Source organism: Frankia sp. BMG5.60 (assembly GCF_059428125.1).
This window is the reverse complement of sequence record NZ_CM182091.1, coordinates 2,130,232-2,147,514: the sequence shown is the minus strand read 5'-3', so window position 1 is coordinate 2,147,514 and position 17,283 is coordinate 2,130,232. Positions and strand designations below refer to the sequence as shown.

Here is a 17,283-nt window from a genome sequence, read left to right as displayed (position 1 = left end):
CCGGCGGGTGCCGGTGGTGGTGCCCGGTGTCGATCGCGAGGATGGTGGAGGCCATGGGTAGAGGCGATCGAGACCTCGGGGATGACGACGCCCGGTTGCGGGTGGGGGCGCCGGCGTCGTCGGCGGCGGGGCTGCCGGGGGTGGGGCACGCGCTGGCGCAGTCGTGGGAACGGATGGGGCCGGGCCGGGCGGTGCGGACACTGCGGCTGGTCAACCAGGATCACGGGTTCGACTGTCCGGGGTGTGCGTGGCCGGAGCCGGCGCCGGGGGAGCGGTCCGTCGTCGAGTTCTGCGAGAACGGCGCGAAGGCGGTGGCGGAGGAGGCGACGCGTAGCCGGGTGACGCGGGAGTTCTTCGCGGCGCACCCGGCGTCCGACCTCGCCGGTCGCTCCGGCCACTGGTTGGGCAGCCGGGGTCGGATCGTGGAGCCGGTGTACAAGGCGCCGGGCGCGGATCATTACGTCCCGGTCGGCTGGGACGAGGCGTTCGGGATCGTCGCCGCCGAGCTGGCGGCACTCGACAGCCCGGACGAGGCCGCGTTCTACACGTCGGGGCGCACCAGCAACGAGGCGGCGTTCGTGTGGCAGTTGTTCGCGCGGATGTTCGGGACGAACAACCTGCCGGACTGCTCGAACATGTGTCATGAATCGTCGGGGGCGGCGTTGACCTCGACGATCGGGGTGGGTAAGGGGTCGGTGACGTTGGCCGATCTGGAGTCGGCGGATCTGGTGCTGGTGGTGGGTCAGAATCCGGGGACGAATCATCCGCGGATGCTCAGTTCCCTGGAACGGGTGAAGCGGGCCGGCGGCAGCATCGTCGCGGTGAACCCGTTGCCGGAGGCGGGATTGCTGCGTTTTCGCAATCCGCAGCACGCCCGGGGGATGGTGGGGCGTGGCACGGCGTTGGCCGACCAGTTCCTGCAGATCCGCCTGAACGGGGACATGGCGCTGTTTCAGGCGTTGTCGCGGCGGCTGCTGGCCGCGGAGGACGCGGCCCCCGGCACGGTGCTCGACCACCCCTTCCTCGCCGAGCACACCAGCGGATTCACCGAGTTCGCCAAACATGTTCGTGAGCATCTGTCCGACGCCGACATCGCCGCGGCGACGGGGCTCGCCGCCGCCGAGATCGACGAGCTGGCCGGCCGGGTGCTGGCGGCGGACCGGGTGGTGGTGTGCTGGGCGATGGGACTGACCCAGCACGCCAACTCGGTGGCGACGATTCAGGAGGTGGTGAACTTCCTGCTGCTGCGGGGGAACATCGGCCGGCCGGGGGCGGGGGTGTGCCCGGTGCGCGGACATTCCAACGTCCAGGGTGACCGTACGATGGGGATCTGGGAGAAGATGCCCGACGCGTTTCTCGACGCGTTGGGTGCCGAGTTCTCCTTCGCGCCGCCGCGTGCGCACGGCCATGACGTGGTGGAGACGATCCGGGCGATGCGTGACGGTCGGGTGCGGGTGTTCCTCGGTCTGGGTGGGAATTTCGTCGCGGCCGGTCCGGATTCGGCGGTGATCGAGGCGGCGATGCGGGCGTGTCGACTGACGGTGCAGGTGTCGACGACGTTGAACCGTTCCCATGCGGTGACGGGGCGGGCGGCGTTGATCCTGCCGACGTTGGGGCGCACCGAGGTCGATGTGCGGGCGGGTGGGGTGCAGCAGGTCAGCGTTGAGGACTCGATGGGCATGGTGCACGCCTCGCGTGGCACGCTGCCCCCGGCCGGGGCGGACCTGCGCTCGGAGGTCGCGATCGTCTGCGGGCTGGCCGAGGCCACGCTCGCCCGCCGCGCGCCGCGGTCGGCGCCGCCCGGCGACGGTCCGCCCGGCGACGGTTCCGCGCGTCCGCCGGCCGCAGAGCGTGGGTCGGCCGCAGAGCGTGGGTCGGCGGCAGAGCGTGGGTCGGCGGCAGAGCGTGCGTCGGCGGCGGAGCGTGGGTCGCTGGACTGGGCGGGGTTGGCCGGCGACTACCGACGGATCCGCGGTCACATCGCCCGGGTGGTGCCGGGATTCGAGGATTTCGATGCCCGGCTCGCCGCACCGGGTGGCTTCCAGTTGCCGCATCCGCCGCGCGACAGTCGCACCTTCCCGACGCCGGACGGGCGGGCGGCGTTCACCGAGAACGTCTGCGATGTGCTGCGCGTCCCGCCCGGTCATCTGCTGCTGCAGACGGTGCGCTCCCATGACCAGTACAACACGACGATCTACGGGATGGACGACCGTTACCGCGGGGTCCGCCGGGGCCGCCGCGTCGTGTTCGTCCACCCGGACGACCTCGCCGCGCTCGGCCTCGCCGACGGCGTGCACGTCGACCTCGTCGGCGTGTGGACGGACGGGGAACGGCGGGCGGAGAACTTCCGGGCGGTGGCGTACCCGACCGCGCGGGGCTGCGCCGCCGCCTACTTCCCCGAGACCAACGTCCTGGTCCCGCTGGACTCCACCGCCGTCCGCAGCAACACCCCGACCTCCAAATCGCTGATCATCCGGCTGGAGCGGGCGCGCGGGACGGTAGAAGGGACGCGCTGATGGGGCGGGCGACGGCGCGGCGCAGGGTGACCCGGGTCCGGGCCGGGGTCGCCACGGCGGTCCGCCCGGACACGGTGGTCGGCGAGGAACCGCTGGAGATCCGGGTCGGCGGGCGGGCGCTGGCGGTGACGATGCGCACCCCCGGCGACGACATGGACCTGGCGCTGGGGTTCCTGCTCGGCGAGGGCATGATCGCCGGCGCCGCCGACGTGGCGTCGATGCGCTACTGCACAGGGAGGGACGGCGCATCAGGGAGGGACGGCGCATCAGGGAGGGACGGCGCGGTCGACGCCGACGGCCGGCCGACCTACAACGTGCTCGACGTGGCGCTGGCCCCCGGGGTCGCCCCGCCCGAGGTCGACGTGACCCGCAACTTCTACACGACCAGCTCGTGCGGCCTGTGCGGGAAGGCCAGCATCGACGCGGTCCGGCTGCGCAGCCGGTTCACCGTCGCCGACGACCCGCTGCGCCTCGACGCGGCGACCATGACCGGCCTGCCCGACGCGCTGCGGGCGGGGCAGCGGCTGTTCGCCACCACCGGCGGGCTGCACGCGGCGGCGCTCGCCGGCGCCGACGGCGTGCTGCGGACCGTGCGGGAGGACGTCGGCCGGCACAACGCGGTCGACAAGGTGATCGGCGCGGCGGTGCGCGACGGCCTGGTGCCGCTGACCGGCCACGCGCTGGTCGTCAGCGGCCGGGCGTCGTTCGAACTGGTACAGAAGGCGCTGATGGCCGGTGTGCCGATGCTCGTCGCGGTGTCCGCGCCCTCGACGCTGGCGGTGGATCTCGCCGAGGAGGCGGGGATGACGCTCGCCGGCTTCGTCCGCGGGGACTCGATGAACCTCTACACCGGCGCCCACCGGGTCGTGCTGGCCTGACCGCCGCGGGTCGCCACGCGGGTCCCACCTCGCGCCGGCAGGGTTTTTTGGCCGAGGGCAGGGCATCAGTGCGCTGATCGCATCGGATGGAGGCCAGTCGTGGCAGTGACGCATGAAGTCGAGCGGAAGTTCGCGGTGGACGAGATGTTCGCGCTCCCCGCCTTCGACGGGGTGCGGGGGGTCGCCTCCGTCGCCGACCCGGACGAGCGGCACCTCGACGCCGTCTACTACGACACCGACGACCTGCGCCTGGCCCGCAACCACCTGACGCTGCGCCGCCGGGAGGGCGGCGCCGACGAGGGCTGGCATCTGAAGATCCCCACCGCCGACGGGGCCCGCGACGAGATCGGCCGCCCGCTCGGCGAACCGTCGCAGATCCCGCCGGAGCTGATGGACCTTGTCGCCGTGCGGCTGCGGGGGGCGTCGCTTCGCCCGGTGGCGTCGATCACGACCGTCCGGCGCACCCGGCGGCTGCGCGACGCCGCCGGCCACGACCTCGTCGAGGTCGCCGACGACCGGGTCAACGCGCGGACGATGGGCGAGCGCACCATCGTGTCGCGGTGGCGGGAGGTCGAGCTCGAGGCGCTCGACCCGTCCGGGGTGGACCTGCTGCCCGCCGCCAGCAAGGCCCTGCACCGGGCCGGCGCGCGGCCCGCACCGTCGCCGTCGAAGCTGCAACGTGCCCTCGCCGTCGAGCTCGGCGCCCCCGACGTGCAGCCCGGCCCGGCCCGGCTCGCCACCTCCGACAGCGCGGCCGCGGTCGTCCACGCCTACCTGGCCGAGCACACCGCGGCGCTGCTCGACCGCGATCCCGCGGTGCGCGTCGACGCGCCCGAGGCCGTCCACGACATGCGGGTCGCGGCCCGGCGGCTGCGCAGCACCATCCAGACCTTCCGGCCGCTGTTCGACGCCGAGCGGGCCGCCGAGATCGAAGCCGGCCTGCGCGAGATCGGCGAGGTGCTCGGACGGCCCCGCGACGCCGAGGTCCAGCTCGCCCGCTTCGTCGGCGAGCTCGCCGGGCAGCCCGGCGAGCTGGTGCTGGGCCCGGTGGCCGCCCGCGTCCAGGAGACGCTGCTCGGTGAGCTGCTGCGCAGCCGAGAGGAGGCGCTGGTCTACCTGCGCGGCGAGCGGTACTTCGGGTTCATCGAGACGCTGCTCGGCTTCGTCGCCGACGTCGGGCAGACCGAGCGGGCCCGGCGCCCGGCCGGCACCGTGCTGCCGAAGCTCGTCGCCAAGGCGGATCGCAAGCTCGCCCGGCGGGTCGAACGCGCCCGGCGGGCCACCGCCGGATCCGACCGCGACGTCGCTTACCACGGTGCCCGCAAGGCCGCGAAGCGGCTGCGCTACGCAGCCGAGCTGATGGTGCCCGTCCACCGTGGCGACGCGGCGACGCTGGCGAAGGCGGCGAAGCGGATCCAGACCGAGCTCGGCGAGCACCAGGACTGCGTCGTCGCGCAGGCCCGGCTGCGCGTGTTCGCCGTCGCCGCGAACCTCGCGGGCGAATCCTCCTTCACCTACGGCCTGCTCGCCGGGGACGAGCGGGCGCGCGCCGCCGCCACCCGGACCGCCTTCGAGGCCACCTGGGCGCGGGCCTCACGCCCCCGCCTGCGCCGTTGGCTGCGCCACTGAACGCGCCGCAGTGACGCCGCCTCCATCGGGCCGCCGCCTCCGTAGAGCCGCCGCCCGCTGATGGCGCCGCCGCTGACCCGCCGCCGCTGACCCGCCGCCGCTGACCCGCCGCCGCTGACCCGCCGCCCTGACCCGCTGCCGCTGACCCGCCGCCACCGGCACGGCGGTGCCGCCCGGTCGTGTTCGTGACGGTCGGCGGGGCGGGCTGGCGCCAGCCGATGCGGTCCGCCGGCGGTCGGGGCGGTCGGGACCGTCCGGGCCGCCGCCTCGGCCGCCCGACACCGGGTGCCCGGGGGTGTGACCGGGGCAACCACCGCCGGCGCGTCGTGACCCGGTGTCGACCCGCGGCGGTCCATCGGGGTCCGACCGTGCCCGTCGGACTGGGTCCGGATGGCCCGCCGGACGTGACGTTCGACAGATGGTGTGTGCCCCGCCACGGATGTCCACTGGGTTACGGGCTCGAGTCGATCGCGTGCGGTCCGCCTCGACGGCCCTGGACGCAAGGTTGGGAGGGGTGCGATGACGCGAGCTCTGGTGGCGTTCGGAACCGGGTGTGGCGGGGCCGGCGACCTGGCCGCGATGATCGGCGCGGCGTTGGCCGCCCGCGGTCTGGACGCCGACGTGCTGCCGGCGCGGCAGGTGCGGGAGGTGGCGTCCTACGACGCGGTGATCGTCGCCGGGGCGCTGTTTGCCGGGCGGTGGGCCTGCGACGCCCGTCGGCTCGTGCGCCGGCGCCGCGCCGGGCTGTCCCGGCTACCGGTGTGGCTGGTCACCAGCGACCCGCGCGGCGGGGGAGAGCCAGGGGGTCCGCAGCCGGCCGCGCAGCTCGCCGAGCTCGCGACGCTGATCGGAGCCCGGGGCATGGTGACCTTCGACGGACCCCGACGCGCCGGCGCCGCCGCTCATCCGGCCGCCGCTGCCGCCCGGGCGACGGCCGGGACCTGGCGCCGTCCGGAGCAGCTCGCGGTGTTCGCCGACGCCGTGGTCGCCGCGGCCCCCCCGCGTGTCCTGCGGGCCGTGCCGGCCTGGGGGCCCGGTTCCGGCGCCGGGGCCGGGGCCGGCTGGCGCAACCATCGGCAGGCCCGGATGCGGCTGGTCGGCGCGGCCCCCCGACCTCGCCCGTCGTCGGACGTGGTCCCCGGCTCCGCCGACGACGCCGACTACTGGGTGACCGGATAGCCGCGCGCCCCGAGCGCCGACGTCCCTCCGCCCGTCCTCGGGCCTACCGCGCAGCGGCGGGCGGGGTCGACGAGCGGGTGCGGGAGAACATCCTGCTGCGCATCTTCGACCGGCTGCTCGGCACCTGACCGACCGCCGCGGGCCGGTTTTCCGTGCGGGCGGAAAACCGGCCGGGCGCGGTCAGCCCTTGGCAAGGATGATCTCCTCGCCGAAGCGGCGCACCGTCTCCTCGGACGCGGCGGGATCGTCGCCGATCACGTTGAAGATGAGCCAGTCCACGCCGAGGCTCTCGTATTCGGCGATGTCGGCGCGGACCTGGTCGGCGTTCCATCCCTGACGGACGTCGAGCAGGGACAGGACCCCGCCGAGGGCGACGGTGACCTCGGCCGGGTCACGCCCGGCGGCGGTCGTGGCGTCGCGCAGCCTGTCGATGCGCTCGCCGACGGCGGCCGAGTCGGGCACGTGGGCGGTCCGGATGGTGCCGGCCAGAGTCTCGGTGGTGAGGGTGAGCAGGGCGCCGCCGCCGAAGCGGGCCGCCCGATCCAGGCCCCATCTGCTGTTCGCGTGTACCCACAGCGGCGGGTGCGGTCGTTGGATCGACGGCGGTCGCAGCGCGGTGCCGGACGTCTCGAAGCCGATTCCCCGGTGGGAGATCTCCTCGACGGCGGCGTCCCTGGTGAGAATCTCCAGCGCCTCGTCGAACAGCTCGCGCCGTCGGTCGAAATCGGCGCCGGAGGCGCGGAACTCGCCCCGCAGATATCCGGTGCCGACGCCGACGACGAGTCGTCCCCCGCTCAGCCGGTCCAGCGTGCGGATCTGGTGAGCGGTGAATAACGGATTACGGTAGGGCAGCACGGTCACCAGGGTGATCAACGTGATGTCCTCGGTCAGCGCGGCGCAGAAGGCCAGGGACGAGAAAGGCTCGGAACTGCCCTCGCCGCCGGCGTTCGCCCATTTTGTGGACGGCGCCGGATGATCGGTGAAGGCGATGCCGGACCACCCGCTCTCCTCGGCCGCACGCACCCACGGGGTGATGTTCCGCTGGTCCAGTACCTCGGGCCGCCACCGCGGGTCACCGATGCCGTGTTGCACGCCGAACTTCATGGTCTGCCTTTCGGTCGTCCTGGTCGCACTGCGTCCTGCATCGTTCGACAGGTGTCCGAGTAATGCGCGGTCCCATTGTCGGGTGGCCGCGCGGCGGACCAGGTCAGCCTATGCCGTTCCGTGCTCGGATGCCCCCGGCGGCCATGTTCGGCCCAGGTGGGACCACCGGCCGGGGAAGGATCACGGCCGCCCGCGGCATTCGCGTGCGGCCGCCGCGCAGCGACGCGTACTCGCATTCGGCCGATCCAGGAATCGGGTCAGTGCTGCACGCCGATGGCCCGACTCAGGAACTCGTAGATCGTGGCCATGACGGTTTCACCGTCATTCTTCTCGATGCCGTCGCGACGCCGTAGAAGGACATTGCTGACAATGTCCTGGATCATAATTGAATCAGTTGCCGGCCGGGTGTGTCGGAAGGTGCCCGCCGCGGCGCCGGCCTCGAGGGCTCGGACGAGCGGGGCCCTGTTCAGCTCCTGATGCCGCGCGAGCGCCTCGGCGTACCCGGCGACGCGGTGAAGCTCGAGCGTCTGCATGACGAGGGTCCGGCGATGCCGCCGCGGTTCGAACGCGAGCTGGATGTAGAAGCGGATCCATTCGCCGATGGCCGTGTACGGATCGGGCGCGCTGGCCAACCGCTCCGTGAGCTGGGCCGTCGCCCTCTCGCTCTCCTCTTCGAACATCGACAGCAGGAGCTGGTCCTTCGACTTGAAGTGCCGGTAGAACGACCGGGTCGAAAGCTGCGCCTCGGTGAGAATCTCACTGACGGTGACGGAGCCCGTATCCGCGCGAGCCAGCACCCGGTACGCCGCCCGGATCATCATCGAGCGCTCTTCCTCGGGCGCGTAGGCGAGCGGCCGGCCGATGCGGCGCCGTCGGGCGTCGGACTGCGACTCCTCGTCGGACCGGGCTCCCTTGTCGGACGCCGTCAGGTCCTGCGCACGGGACATGGCAGCCCTGCCTCCTGCTGGGGGCCGTCGGCGTCGTCGGACGGGGTCTGGGACGCCCGATGCTACCGACCGCCTCGTCGGAGGGTCGATGCGGGTCTCCCCGGACCGGGAAAACACGCCTTCCCGCGTCCCCGACCGCCCACCCGGCCCGACCAGACGCGGGGGATGACCTTCCCGAAACGGTCGCCGATAATGCGGGCCGAGGAGCCGCGTCAGTCGCCGTCGCCGCAGCCGCAGCCGCAGCCGCTGGCGTCAGCCGCCGTCGCTGGCGTCGGCGGCGTTGCCGGTGCCGGTGCCGGCGCCGGCGCCGGCGTTGACGAAGTCGCGAAGGATCTTGGCGAGCTCGGCCGGCTGGTCCAGGGGGAGGAGCGTGCGGGTGTCGGCGACCTCGACCAGCCGGCCCTGGGGGAGAAGTTCGGCGAGGCGGCGGCCGTGCTCGGGCGGCATCACCCGGTCCTCGGCGGCCCACGCCACCAGCGCGGGGCCGGTGAAGCTCGGCAGGTAGGCGGGCGCGTCGAGCAGGAGCTCCCGCGCCGGGCGCAGCGAGCGCAGCACCCGCACGGTGTCGCGGCGGATGCCCCCACGGGTCTCGCCGCGGCGCAGCAGCGGTTGCATCCATCGGGCGGTCGCGGCGTCCCCGCGGGCCGTCAGCCAGCCGAAGGCGATCGGCGCGCGGCGCATCGGCCGCAGCCGCATCTGCTGCACGACCAGGCCGAACAGCGCCGGGGGCAGCTTTCCGGCCAGGGCCAGCGTCCGCCCGGTCAGGCTCGGCGGGATGTTGTCGAACGCCTCGCAGGAGACGAGCGCGATCCGGCCCACCCGCGCGGCGCCGTCCCGCACGACGAGCTGCACCAGCGCGCCGCCGGTGTCGTTGCCGACGAGGGTGACGTCGTGCAGGTCCAGCCGCTCGAGCAGTTCCGCGACGAGGCGGGCGAGGCCGGGCAGCGAGAGGTCGGCGTCGGGGTGCATGGGATGGCTGTGCGCCCCCATGGGCAGGGTCGGGACCACGCAGCGATGATCGCCGGCGAGCTCCGCGACCGGGCCGGCCCACAGGGAGGCGTCCATCAGCAGTCCGTGCAGCAGCACCAGGACGGGTCCGGGCCCGCCGGTGTCCTCGTAGTCGATCGTTCCGGTGGACAGCTCGATCTCCGCCATGCCGGCCGCCTTCCGCGTGTCCGGAGCCTGCGCCCGGAGCCTGTGTCCGGTGCCACAGCTTCTACGTCTTGTAGAAGGGAACCACGGGCTGCGCCGTACGTCCAGCACGGATCGCATCCGCGCCGGTACCCGCTGCTGGGACGGCTGCCCGGATAGTTGGCCGGGTGGCTGGCCGGGTGGATCCGTTCGGGCCTGGCGGGGCGCCTCGTACGCTGAGCGGATGGACCGCGACCCGCACGCCGCGCGGGGCGCCCGCACCGTCGAGCCCCGAGCCCCCCGCCAGGGTGTCCTGCGCGAGGCCGAGATCGTCGCGTCCGCGCTGTCGATCATCGAGCGGGATGGCGTCGAGGGGCTGACGATGCGCCGCCTGTCCCAGTCCCTCGGGGTATCGCTCGGCGCGACCTACAAGCACGTCGCGACCAAGGACGACCTGCTCCGCCTGGTGACCGCCGAGCTGTACACGCGGGTCCTCGACGCCGACACGCCCGACGCGGACTGGCGCCCCCGGCTGCGCACGTTCCTGCTCCGGATGCACGAGGTCGTCGGGAGCTGCCGGGGCCTCGCGGCCCATCTCGCGGCGCACGCCGACGACCCCATCACCGCCCGCCTCTACCACCCGTTGCACGCGGCGCTCACCCAGACCGGCTTCACCCCCGACGGCGCCGACCGGGTTCTGCGCACGCTGTTCTTCTACACCTCCGGCGCGCTGCTGACGCCCGCATCCGACCCGGCCCGCGAGCGCGCCGCCGCCGACTTCGCCGCCGGCCTCGACATGGTGCTCGACGGCGTCGCCCACGCCCTCCCCGCCGAGCACGACGCCTCGTCCTGATCCGGCTCCCGTCCGCATCCCGTCCGCATCCCGTCCGCATCCCGTCCGCGCGCCGACTGCTACAGATCGAGGCCCCAAGTCTGATCGGCACGCTCGCTACCGACGGGACCTCTGGCCGCTGTCCCGCCCGTCCCCGGGCGTCGCGCCTCTGATGACGTGGATCAAGGCGCTCCCGCACGCCATTCCTTGATCACAGGCCGATACGCACCCTGGCGCCGTTCCGCGACACGCGGGAATCCTCCGGGCCCGCTCTTTCGGGTGAGATTTTGGTGAACGCCGTTGACCCGGCGTTTCGGACGGCCATACGCTGTGCCCGCGCGATGGTGATCAATGTCCGGGACGACCGATCTCCTGCGCTTTGGGTTCTCCGTGTGGAGGATTTCCGGCCATGGACGGGATGCCCCGCCCTGGGTTTTCCGGCGTCCGACCGCAATGGGGAGCCTGGCCAGGGGGCCGTCTCCGGCTCCCAGCCGAAATCAGTCCCCCGACCCCGACCCCAGGGAGATGAAACGTGTCGAGACGACACCCGACGCGCTGGCCGAGACTTGGCCGGAGCCGCTTCCACGCCCGGTCCATCCGCCGTCGCGAACATCGGCTGTTACCGGCCGCACCAGCCGCCGGGTCACCTACCGGCTTATCTGTCGACGTACTCTCCGCCGCCCGGACTCAGCACTCGCATCCCCGCACCGTCCGCACCCTGCTGGCCGTCGGCGCGGCCCTCGTCCTCGGCGTGGGCGCGGGTGTCGCGCCGGCGCTCGCCGCGGAACCCGCCACCCCGGCGGCGGTCCCGGCGGCGGCAGCCCGGCCGGGCTGCGACGCCGCGGCGCTGCAACGCACCGTCGGCGCCGACACGACGATCACCGCGGCCGCGGCCGCGACCACGCCGAACACCGCCACCCGCTACTGCAAGGTGGACGGCTACGTCGCCACCTCCGGCCCCGCCGGCGGCAACCACGTCAACTTCTCCGCGGCGCTGCCGGACAGGTTCGTCGGCCGGTACCTGTTCAACGGCATCGGCGGCGCCGCCGGTTCCATCCCGCCGATCGACGAGGCGCAGCTCGCCGCGGGCTGGGCTCAGGCCGGCACCGACGCCGGCAACCAGGGTTCGGTGCTCGACTACCGGTTCGCCGTCGACCGTACGAAGGCCCTCGACTGGGCGAGCCGCGGCGTGCATGTCACCACCGTCGCCACCCAGGCGATCACCCGTGCCTACTACGGCCTGCCGACCCAGGCCGGGGCCCTGCATCGCTACATCAGCGGCTGCTCCGGTGGCGGCCGGATGGGCCTGGTCGAAGCGTCGCTGTACCCGACCGAGTACGACGGAGTGCTCGCGGGCGCCCCCGGTTCGAACAGCCTCAACATCCTCAAGTTCGGCCAGATCGTTTCGTACCTGCTGGCCCATTCCGACGCGTGGGTGTCGCCCGACCAGCTCGGGCAGCTCGAAAAGGCGCTGATCGCGAAGTACGACGCCCGCGACGGTGCCGCCGACGGCTTCATCCGCGATCCCGGCGTCATCGACACCGACTTCGCGCCCTACGGCCTGTTCACCCCGGCGCAGCTCGACCTGCTGCGCCTGATCACCGGCGAGCTGAAGGTCGGCGACCGCTCCTACCCCGGCTTCTCCGCGTCCAACGTCACCGGCTGGTCGGCGTTCCTGACCGGCACGCAGCCGCCCTCGACCTGGGGGACGCAGCCGCCGCCCGCCCTGATCCTGTTCGACACCGTGACGCGGGCGCTGTTCGGCGCCGACTACGACTTCCGCACCCAGTTCGACTTCGCCGACCCGACCGACCCGCAGTCCTGGGCGACGACGTTCGACCAGGTCTTCCCCGACCAGAACGCCGCCGCCGACTCCTACGACCGCTTCCGCGACGCCGGCGGCAAGCTGCTGATCTGGCACGGCGCCAGCGACAACGGCATCTCCGTGTTCGACACCATCGGCCTGTACGGCAAGGTGGCCGCCCACCAGCACGGCTACGGCGACACCCAGCGCTGGGCCAGGCTGTTCACCGTCCCCGGCCTGTTCCACTGCTTCGGCGGACCCGGCGCCCAGGACACCCCGGCGCAGGGTCTCGCCGCTCTCGCCGACTGGGTCGAGCACGGCCAGGCTCCGCGGACGATCGTCGTGCGCTCGGCCCCCAACCAGCCGAAGGCCGACTTCCTGCTCTGCCCGTACCCCGCCCATCCGATCTTCCTCGGCGGCGCTGACAACCCCCGTCACCTCGACGCCCTCGACGCGAAGAACTGGCGCTGCTCCGCCTGACCCCGATCCGCGATCCGTGGTCGGACCTGCGCCGGCCGCGGATCGCGGACCCCCGGTTACCTGGCGGGGTTCGCGTTGACGCCGGGGATGAGCAGGTGGCCGGCGTCGACGGGGATGGTCACGCCGGTGACGTTCGCCGCCAGGTCGGAATTCAGGTAGAGCGAGGTGTCGGCGATGGTCTGCGGGTCCAGGAAGGTCGTGCCCTTCAGCGCGCCGTAGTGGTAGCCGCCCTCGATCATGTCCGCCTCGGTGCCGCCGGGGTGGCCGGCGAACATGTCCCAGGCGGCCTGGTGGTCGGTCATCGGGGTCAGGATCGCACCCGGGTTGATGGAGTTGCAGCGAATCCCGTAGCGGGCCAGCTCCAACGCGATGTTTTTCATCAGACCGATGACGCCGTGCTTCGCGGAGACGTAGTGGGCGTAGTTCTGGCCGGGTTCCAGGCCGTTGACCGACGAGGTGATGACGATCGAGCCGCTCCGGCGCTCGATCATGTGCGGGGTGACCGCCTTGGCGGACTTCCACACCCCGGTCAGATTGACGCTGATCATCTGCTCCCACTGGTCCTCGGTGAGTTTCCAGAAGGGTGCCTGCGTCCAGATGCCGGCGTTGGCGATCAGAATGTCAATCTTGCCGAACTCGGAGATGGCCTGCGCGACCGCGTCGTCGAGCGCCGACTGCGACCGGACGTCCGCCTCGATGGCCAGCGCCCGGCGGCCGAGGGCCTCGACCTGGGCCACGGTCTCGTCGACGTCGGCCTGGACCGCCATCTTGTACGCCACCGTCGAGAGCTGCTCGGTGATGTCGACGATGACGACGTCGGCGCCCTCGCGCGCGCAGGTGACCGCGTGCGCCCGACCCTGTCCGCGTGCACCACCGGTGATCAGTGCGACCTTGCCCTCGAGCATTCCCATCTGCGCCACTCCTCGTGTCTCATCGGCATGGATCTGGTGTTCGGAGGTGCGGGCTCGGCGTTCGCGCCGGCCCGACCTGGGTCAGCCGGCGACGAGCCAGCCCGGCAGACAGAGCACGAGCGCGTCGATCAGGCGCTCGGGCGGCCAGCGTTCCGGTGGATCGGCGAGCCAGCGCCCGAGGACGCCGAGCAACCCGCCAGCGAGAAAGCGCGCGGTGAGGGTGATGTCGACCCCCGGCGGGCGGCTGTCCATCCGCGCCAGCGCCTCGACGGTGTGCTCGGTGAACGCGTCGGCGATCGCCTGCACCAGCCGGGGCGCCGCGCCGGGCCCCAGCAGGCGGGCATAGACGGCGCGGTGGGAGTCGACGAAGTGGACGATGTCCCGCAGCGCACGCTGACTCGCCTCGGCGGCGCTGACGCTGGGCCGCGTGCGCATCGCGATGTCGGCGTCCTCGACCACGTCGAACACCTCGCTGAGTGCGTAGATCGCCAGATCCTCCGGCGAGGCGAAGTGCGTGTAGAACGACGTGCGGTTGATCCCGGCCTCGCGGGCGAGCGCGCTGACCGACATCTCGCTCGGATTCGCCACCCGCACCGCCTCGTGGAAGGCGGCCACCAGCCGCTCCCGCGTGCGCACCGCCCTCGGGTCCGTGTTGTCGACCATCGGACGCTGGCGTGCGCCGCGGCTGGGTTCGCTTTCCGGGCTCACCCGCCCGACGCTAGACCTAACGGACACCTGTCGTCTACTGATACCTACTGCATCGATCCAGGTCAATGCGGGTCATCTCTGGGCAGACCGGTCCGCCGAGGTGCACGGTCAGCCGCGGGGAATCACGGGAGCGTCGCGGCCGGTTCCCGTGGTCCTTCCGGTGCCGCCCGTGGACCGCTTCTCGTGGTATTCCTGTTCGACGTTGACGGTCCAGACGTCGTGCTTCGCGCCGTCGAGGATGTTTTCGACGGCGAGCATCGCCGTCAGCATCGAGTGGTCGGCATTGTTGTACCGGTGCATGCCGTTGCGGCCGACGGGATGCACGTTGGGAGCATTCTCCGCGAGCCATTCCCGCATGATCTCGACGTTGCGCTGGTAATGCTGGTCGTAGGTGGGATATGCCTTCGGGACGCGCACGACGTACCCGGCCTCGACGGCGCCGGGGCGGGCCAGGCCGAGGAGTTCGAGTTCCGCGGTCGCCTGGGCGATGAGCTGGTCGTCGGGTTTGGTCCACATGTCGTCGCCCTCGAAGACGAAGAACTCCAGGCCCAGGCAGGTCCGTCCCTCCTTCACCAGGAAGGGCGACCAGGAGCCGTAGTTCTGGATCCGGCCCACCCGCACGCCCGGATCATGAATGTAGATCCAGTTGTCCGGGAAGCCGAACTCCCGCGGGACGACGAGGGCGACGGTCAGGTAGTCGCGATACCGCAGGTCCCGGGCTGCTTCGAGGACCGACGTGGGCGCGGGCGGATCCATGCTCGTGATGAGCGTCGACAGTGGCGTCGAGGAGATCACGTGATCGGCGGGCAGCCGGTGCCGATCCCCGGACCCGGAGGTGACGGTCACGGCGACCGCGCGACCGTTCTCCCGATGCACCGCGGTGACCGTGGCGGTCATCGTCAGCGTCCCGCCCATCTTCTCGACCTTGCGGGCGGCCTCCTCCCACATCATCCCCGGTCCGTACTTGGGGTAGTGGAACTCCTCGATGAGGCTCGTGATCTCATTCCGGTTCCGGCCGGGACGAATCGCATCCCTGATCGCCGCCGCCAGGGACAGATTCTTGACCCGCTGCGCCGCCCAGTCGGCGGGCATCTGGCTGACCGGAATCCCCCACACCTTCTCTGTGTACGTCTTGAAGAAGGTGCGATAGAGCCGCCAGCCGAACCGGGATACCAGCCAGGATTCGTAGTTCGCGTCCTGGTCCCGCGGCGGCCGGATGCGCGCCCGCAGGTAGGAACCGACGGCGAGAGTCGCCTCCCCGAGCCCGAGGTTGCGCAGCGCGTTCAGGGGTCGCAGCGGGTAATCGTAAAGCTTTCCCCGGTAGTAGATCCGGCTCATCCGGGGGCGTAGAAGGAAGTCGTCCTCAGTCAGGATCTCGCGCCACAGGTCGTCGACTCGGGCCACCTTGGTGAAGAACCGGTGCCCGCCGATGTCGAAACGCCAACCGTCGCGTACGACGGTCCGGCTGATTCCGCCGACCACGTCGTCGGCCTCGAAGACCGAGACGGGCGCGCCGCGGCTCGCGAGCTCGTAGGCGGCCGTCAGCCCGGCGGGGCCGGCCCCGATGATCACTGTCTGAGGATGGTCGGGTGTGGGCACATGGCCTCCTTGATCGACGACTGGGGTGACGCGCGAGGTCCAACCTCGGATAGATGGACGGTGGCGTCTAGGAGGTTGGACGCTACCGTCCAAAGATAACCTGGGCGGGTGTCAGCCGATGCCACCAGGTCCTCCCGGTCGACCCGGCGCGGGCTTCCCGCCAAGCGGGAGGCGATCATGGAGGTGGCGCTCGGCCTGTTCGTCCGGCAGGGGTACGCGGCCACGACCCTGGACGAGATCGCCGCCGCGACGCCCGTGTCGCGGCAGACCGTCTACAACCACTTCGGGGACAAGGAGACGCTGTTCCGCGCCGTCGTCAACGCGCATCTGGCCGCCACCCTCGACGTGCTGCGCGAGGCGAGCTCGGGCTTTCACGGGCCCCTGCGCGACGCCGAGACCTGCCTCAACGATCTCGCCCGCCGGCTGCTCGCCATCGCCCGCAACCCGCGCGCCGCCACGCTGCGCCGACTCCTGCAGGCGGAGGGCGAGCGCCAGCCGGAGCTGCTCGCGCTCTGGCGCGACCAGGTCGCAGCGCCCGTGTTCGCCGAGGTGACCGGCGTGCTCGCCCGCCTGGCGCATGGCGGTGGGCTCTACCTCGACGATCCGACTCGTGCCGCGGGCCAGTTCATCGCGCTCGTCTGGGGAACCGGCTGGCAGCTCACCGCGCTCGGCGCCATCGCCGGCGCCGCCTCCGCCGACCCGGACGAGCGGGAACTCGACGCCGCGCTGCAGTCCTGCGTCCGGCTGTTCGTCCGCGGCTACGGTCAGCCCTGATTGCACCCATCCTGGTTAGATGAGTGTGGCGCGATCCGCGCCGTCGCGGGCTTCCACGACGGGCTCCTCATGGACCTTCGCCGCGAGGACCTGCGGCCCGAGCCGGCCGCCGCCTGACTGCCACTGCACCGGGGAAGGCAACCCGCGACCAATCCGCACGCCGGGCAGGACCCTCGTCGACCGGGTGCTGTCGGAGCGACGGGGTATCGGAGGGACGGGGTATCAGTGGTCCCGACGTCGGTGAGGTCCCGGTGTGTGGTGATGGCGGTGGTGGGCCTTGCCGGCGACCATGGCGACGACGAGGAAGGGCCAGGGGAACCACAGGGCGCCGTGCGTCACGACCGACAAGGTCAGAACAAGGGCGAGGATCGCGACCGGGATCACGGCGTGCGGCGAGCCGACCAGCTCGAGCCCGTGCAGTCGATCGCGCAGGCCGGGCCGCTGTGCCGGCGGCGCGACGGGCTGCGGCCTGGGCTGCAGGTCCGCGGTGAGCGGGGCGAGCTCGCCGAGGGTGCGGGCCGCGTAGGCGCGGGCCAGCCGCTCATCCGCCTCGTCCAGGGTGAGCTGCCCGGTTCCGGCCGCCCAGGCAAGCCAGTCGGCGGTGCGCGTCCGGTCCGCGTCGCTGGCCCGTACAGCGCCGGTGCGTTCAACAGCGCCGGTGGGTCCGTTCTTCGAGGTGCCGAGATCCCGTGCGTCGTCCGTCATCACCGCTCCTCCGCTGGAGGTTGCACCACCCATATCCACGTTATGTCGGATGTCCCGGCTTCGCTGCGGGTGCAGCCAAGCCGGCC

14 protein-coding genes are annotated in these 17,283 nt (G+C 72.3%); 7 read left to right on the top strand and 7 right to left on the bottom strand.

Annotated features, from left to right (window positions below; all coding sequences use genetic code 11):
• The first annotated feature begins 53 nt into the window (after positions 1–53).
• The 4 genes from AC5R91_RS08615 (at position 54) to AC5R91_RS08600 (ending at position 6,202) form a co-directional block, all read left to right on the top strand.
• Complete coding sequence (locus AC5R91_RS08615; RefSeq protein WP_495396627.1) at positions 54–2,516, top strand: FdhF/YdeP family oxidoreductase; 2,463 nt, start codon at positions 54–56, stop codon at positions 2,514–2,516.
• Positions 2,516–3,394, top strand: a complete 879-nt coding sequence (gene fdhD, locus AC5R91_RS08610; protein WP_495396626.1) for a formate dehydrogenase accessory sulfurtransferase FdhD — start codon at positions 2,516–2,518, stop codon at positions 3,392–3,394. Before AC5R91_RS08615 ends, fdhD begins: the two co-directional genes overlap by 1 nt.
• Positions 3,395–3,493: 99 nt before the next feature.
• On the top strand, positions 3,494–5,023 hold the full coding sequence (locus tag AC5R91_RS08605) for a CYTH and CHAD domain-containing protein (protein ID WP_495396625.1): 1,530 nt from the start codon (positions 3,494–3,496) through the stop codon (positions 5,021–5,023).
• Positions 5,024–5,542: 519 nt separating this feature from the next.
• Positions 5,543–6,202, top strand: coding sequence for a flavodoxin domain-containing protein (locus AC5R91_RS08600; protein WP_495396624.1), 660 nt, complete (start codon positions 5,543–5,545; stop codon positions 6,200–6,202).
• 180 nt (positions 6,203–6,382) lie between these two features.
• Here AC5R91_RS08600 and AC5R91_RS08595 read toward each other — a convergent pair whose 3' ends face one another.
• The 3 genes from AC5R91_RS08595 to AC5R91_RS08585 form a co-directional block, all read right to left on the bottom strand.
• A complete protein-coding gene (locus AC5R91_RS08595; protein WP_495396623.1) occupies positions 6,383–7,294 on the bottom strand; it encodes an LLM class F420-dependent oxidoreductase in 912 nt (303 codons plus the stop codon).
• Between the two features lie 269 nt (positions 7,295–7,563).
• Positions 7,564–8,253 (bottom strand): TetR/AcrR family transcriptional regulator, encoded by a 690-nt coding sequence (locus AC5R91_RS08590; protein ID WP_495396622.1) that lies wholly within the window; start codon positions 8,251–8,253, stop codon positions 7,564–7,566.
• A gap of 252 nt (positions 8,254–8,505) precedes the next feature.
• Complete coding sequence (locus AC5R91_RS08585; RefSeq protein ID WP_495396621.1) at positions 8,506–9,408, bottom strand: alpha/beta fold hydrolase; 903 nt, start codon at positions 9,406–9,408, stop codon at positions 8,506–8,508.
• A gap of 220 nt (positions 9,409–9,628) precedes the next feature.
• Between AC5R91_RS08585 and AC5R91_RS08580 the strand changes: the two genes are divergently transcribed.
• Together AC5R91_RS08580 and AC5R91_RS08575 are read left to right on the top strand one after the other, a co-directional pair.
• On the top strand, positions 9,629–10,237 hold the full coding sequence (locus AC5R91_RS08580; RefSeq protein WP_495396620.1) for a TetR/AcrR family transcriptional regulator: 609 nt from the start codon (positions 9,629–9,631) through the stop codon (positions 10,235–10,237).
• 511 nt (positions 10,238–10,748) lie between these two features.
• Positions 10,749–12,500 carry a tannase/feruloyl esterase family alpha/beta hydrolase gene (locus AC5R91_RS08575; protein WP_495396619.1) on the top strand — a complete coding sequence of 584 codons (1,752 nt, stop codon included), beginning with the start codon at positions 10,749–10,751 and terminating at the stop codon, positions 12,498–12,500.
• 56 nt (positions 12,501–12,556) lie between these two features.
• Here AC5R91_RS08575 and AC5R91_RS08570 read toward each other — a convergent pair whose 3' ends face one another.
• From AC5R91_RS08570 to AC5R91_RS08560, 3 genes are all read right to left on the bottom strand, one after another.
• On the bottom strand, positions 12,557–13,411 hold the full coding sequence (locus AC5R91_RS08570; RefSeq protein WP_495396618.1) for a mycofactocin-coupled SDR family oxidoreductase: 855 nt from the start codon (positions 13,409–13,411) through the stop codon (positions 12,557–12,559).
• Positions 13,412–13,492: 81 nt separating this feature from the next.
• Complete coding sequence (locus tag AC5R91_RS08565; RefSeq protein WP_495396617.1) at positions 13,493–14,074, bottom strand: TetR/AcrR family transcriptional regulator; 582 nt, start codon at positions 14,072–14,074, stop codon at positions 13,493–13,495.
• Positions 14,075–14,227: 153 nt separating this feature from the next.
• Positions 14,228–15,718 carry an NAD(P)/FAD-dependent oxidoreductase gene (locus tag AC5R91_RS08560; protein WP_495396616.1) on the bottom strand — a complete coding sequence of 497 codons (1,491 nt, stop codon included), beginning with the start codon at positions 15,716–15,718 and terminating at the stop codon, positions 14,228–14,230.
• Positions 15,719–15,826: 108 nt separating this feature from the next.
• On the opposite strand from AC5R91_RS08560, the gene AC5R91_RS08555 reads away from it, so the two are divergent.
• On the top strand, positions 15,827–16,492 hold the full coding sequence (locus tag AC5R91_RS08555) for a TetR/AcrR family transcriptional regulator (RefSeq protein ID WP_495396615.1): 666 nt from the start codon (positions 15,827–15,829) through the stop codon (positions 16,490–16,492).
• 222 nt (positions 16,493–16,714) lie between these two features.
• On the opposite strand, the gene AC5R91_RS08550 is transcribed toward AC5R91_RS08555, so the two are convergent.
• On the bottom strand, positions 16,715–17,197 hold the full coding sequence (locus tag AC5R91_RS08550; RefSeq protein ID WP_495396614.1) for a DUF1707 SHOCT-like domain-containing protein: 483 nt from the start codon (positions 17,195–17,197) through the stop codon (positions 16,715–16,717).
• Positions 17,198–17,283: the final 86 nt, after the last annotated feature.

Bases quoted from the DNA above. Each gene is read 5' to 3' on its own strand.
- AC5R91_RS08615 (WP_495396627.1), top strand. From the start codon at position 54: ATGGGTAGAGGCGATCGAGACCTCGGGGATGACGACGCCCGGTTGCGG.
- fdhD (WP_495396626.1), top strand. From the start codon at position 2,516: ATGGGGCGGGCGACGGCGCGGCGCAGGGTGACCCGGGTCCGGGCCGGG.
- AC5R91_RS08600 (WP_495396624.1), top strand. From the start codon at position 5,543: ATGACGCGAGCTCTGGTGGCGTTCGGAACCGGGTGTGGCGGGGCCGGC.
- AC5R91_RS08590 (WP_495396622.1), bottom strand. From the start codon at position 8,253: ATGTCCCGTGCGCAGGACCTGACGGCGTCCGACAAGGGAGCCCGGTCC.
- AC5R91_RS08585 (WP_495396621.1), bottom strand. From the start codon at position 9,408: ATGGCGGAGATCGAGCTGTCCACCGGAACGATCGACTACGAGGACACC.
- AC5R91_RS08580 (WP_495396620.1), top strand. From the start codon at position 9,629: ATGGACCGCGACCCGCACGCCGCGCGGGGCGCCCGCACCGTCGAGCCC.
- AC5R91_RS08570 (WP_495396618.1), bottom strand. From the start codon at position 13,411: ATGGGAATGCTCGAGGGCAAGGTCGCACTGATCACCGGTGGTGCACGC.
- AC5R91_RS08565 (WP_495396617.1), bottom strand. From the start codon at position 14,074: ATGGTCGACAACACGGACCCGAGGGCGGTGCGCACGCGGGAGCGGCTG.
- AC5R91_RS08550 (WP_495396614.1), bottom strand. From the start codon at position 17,197: ATGACGGACGACGCACGGGATCTCGGCACCTCGAAGAACGGACCCACC.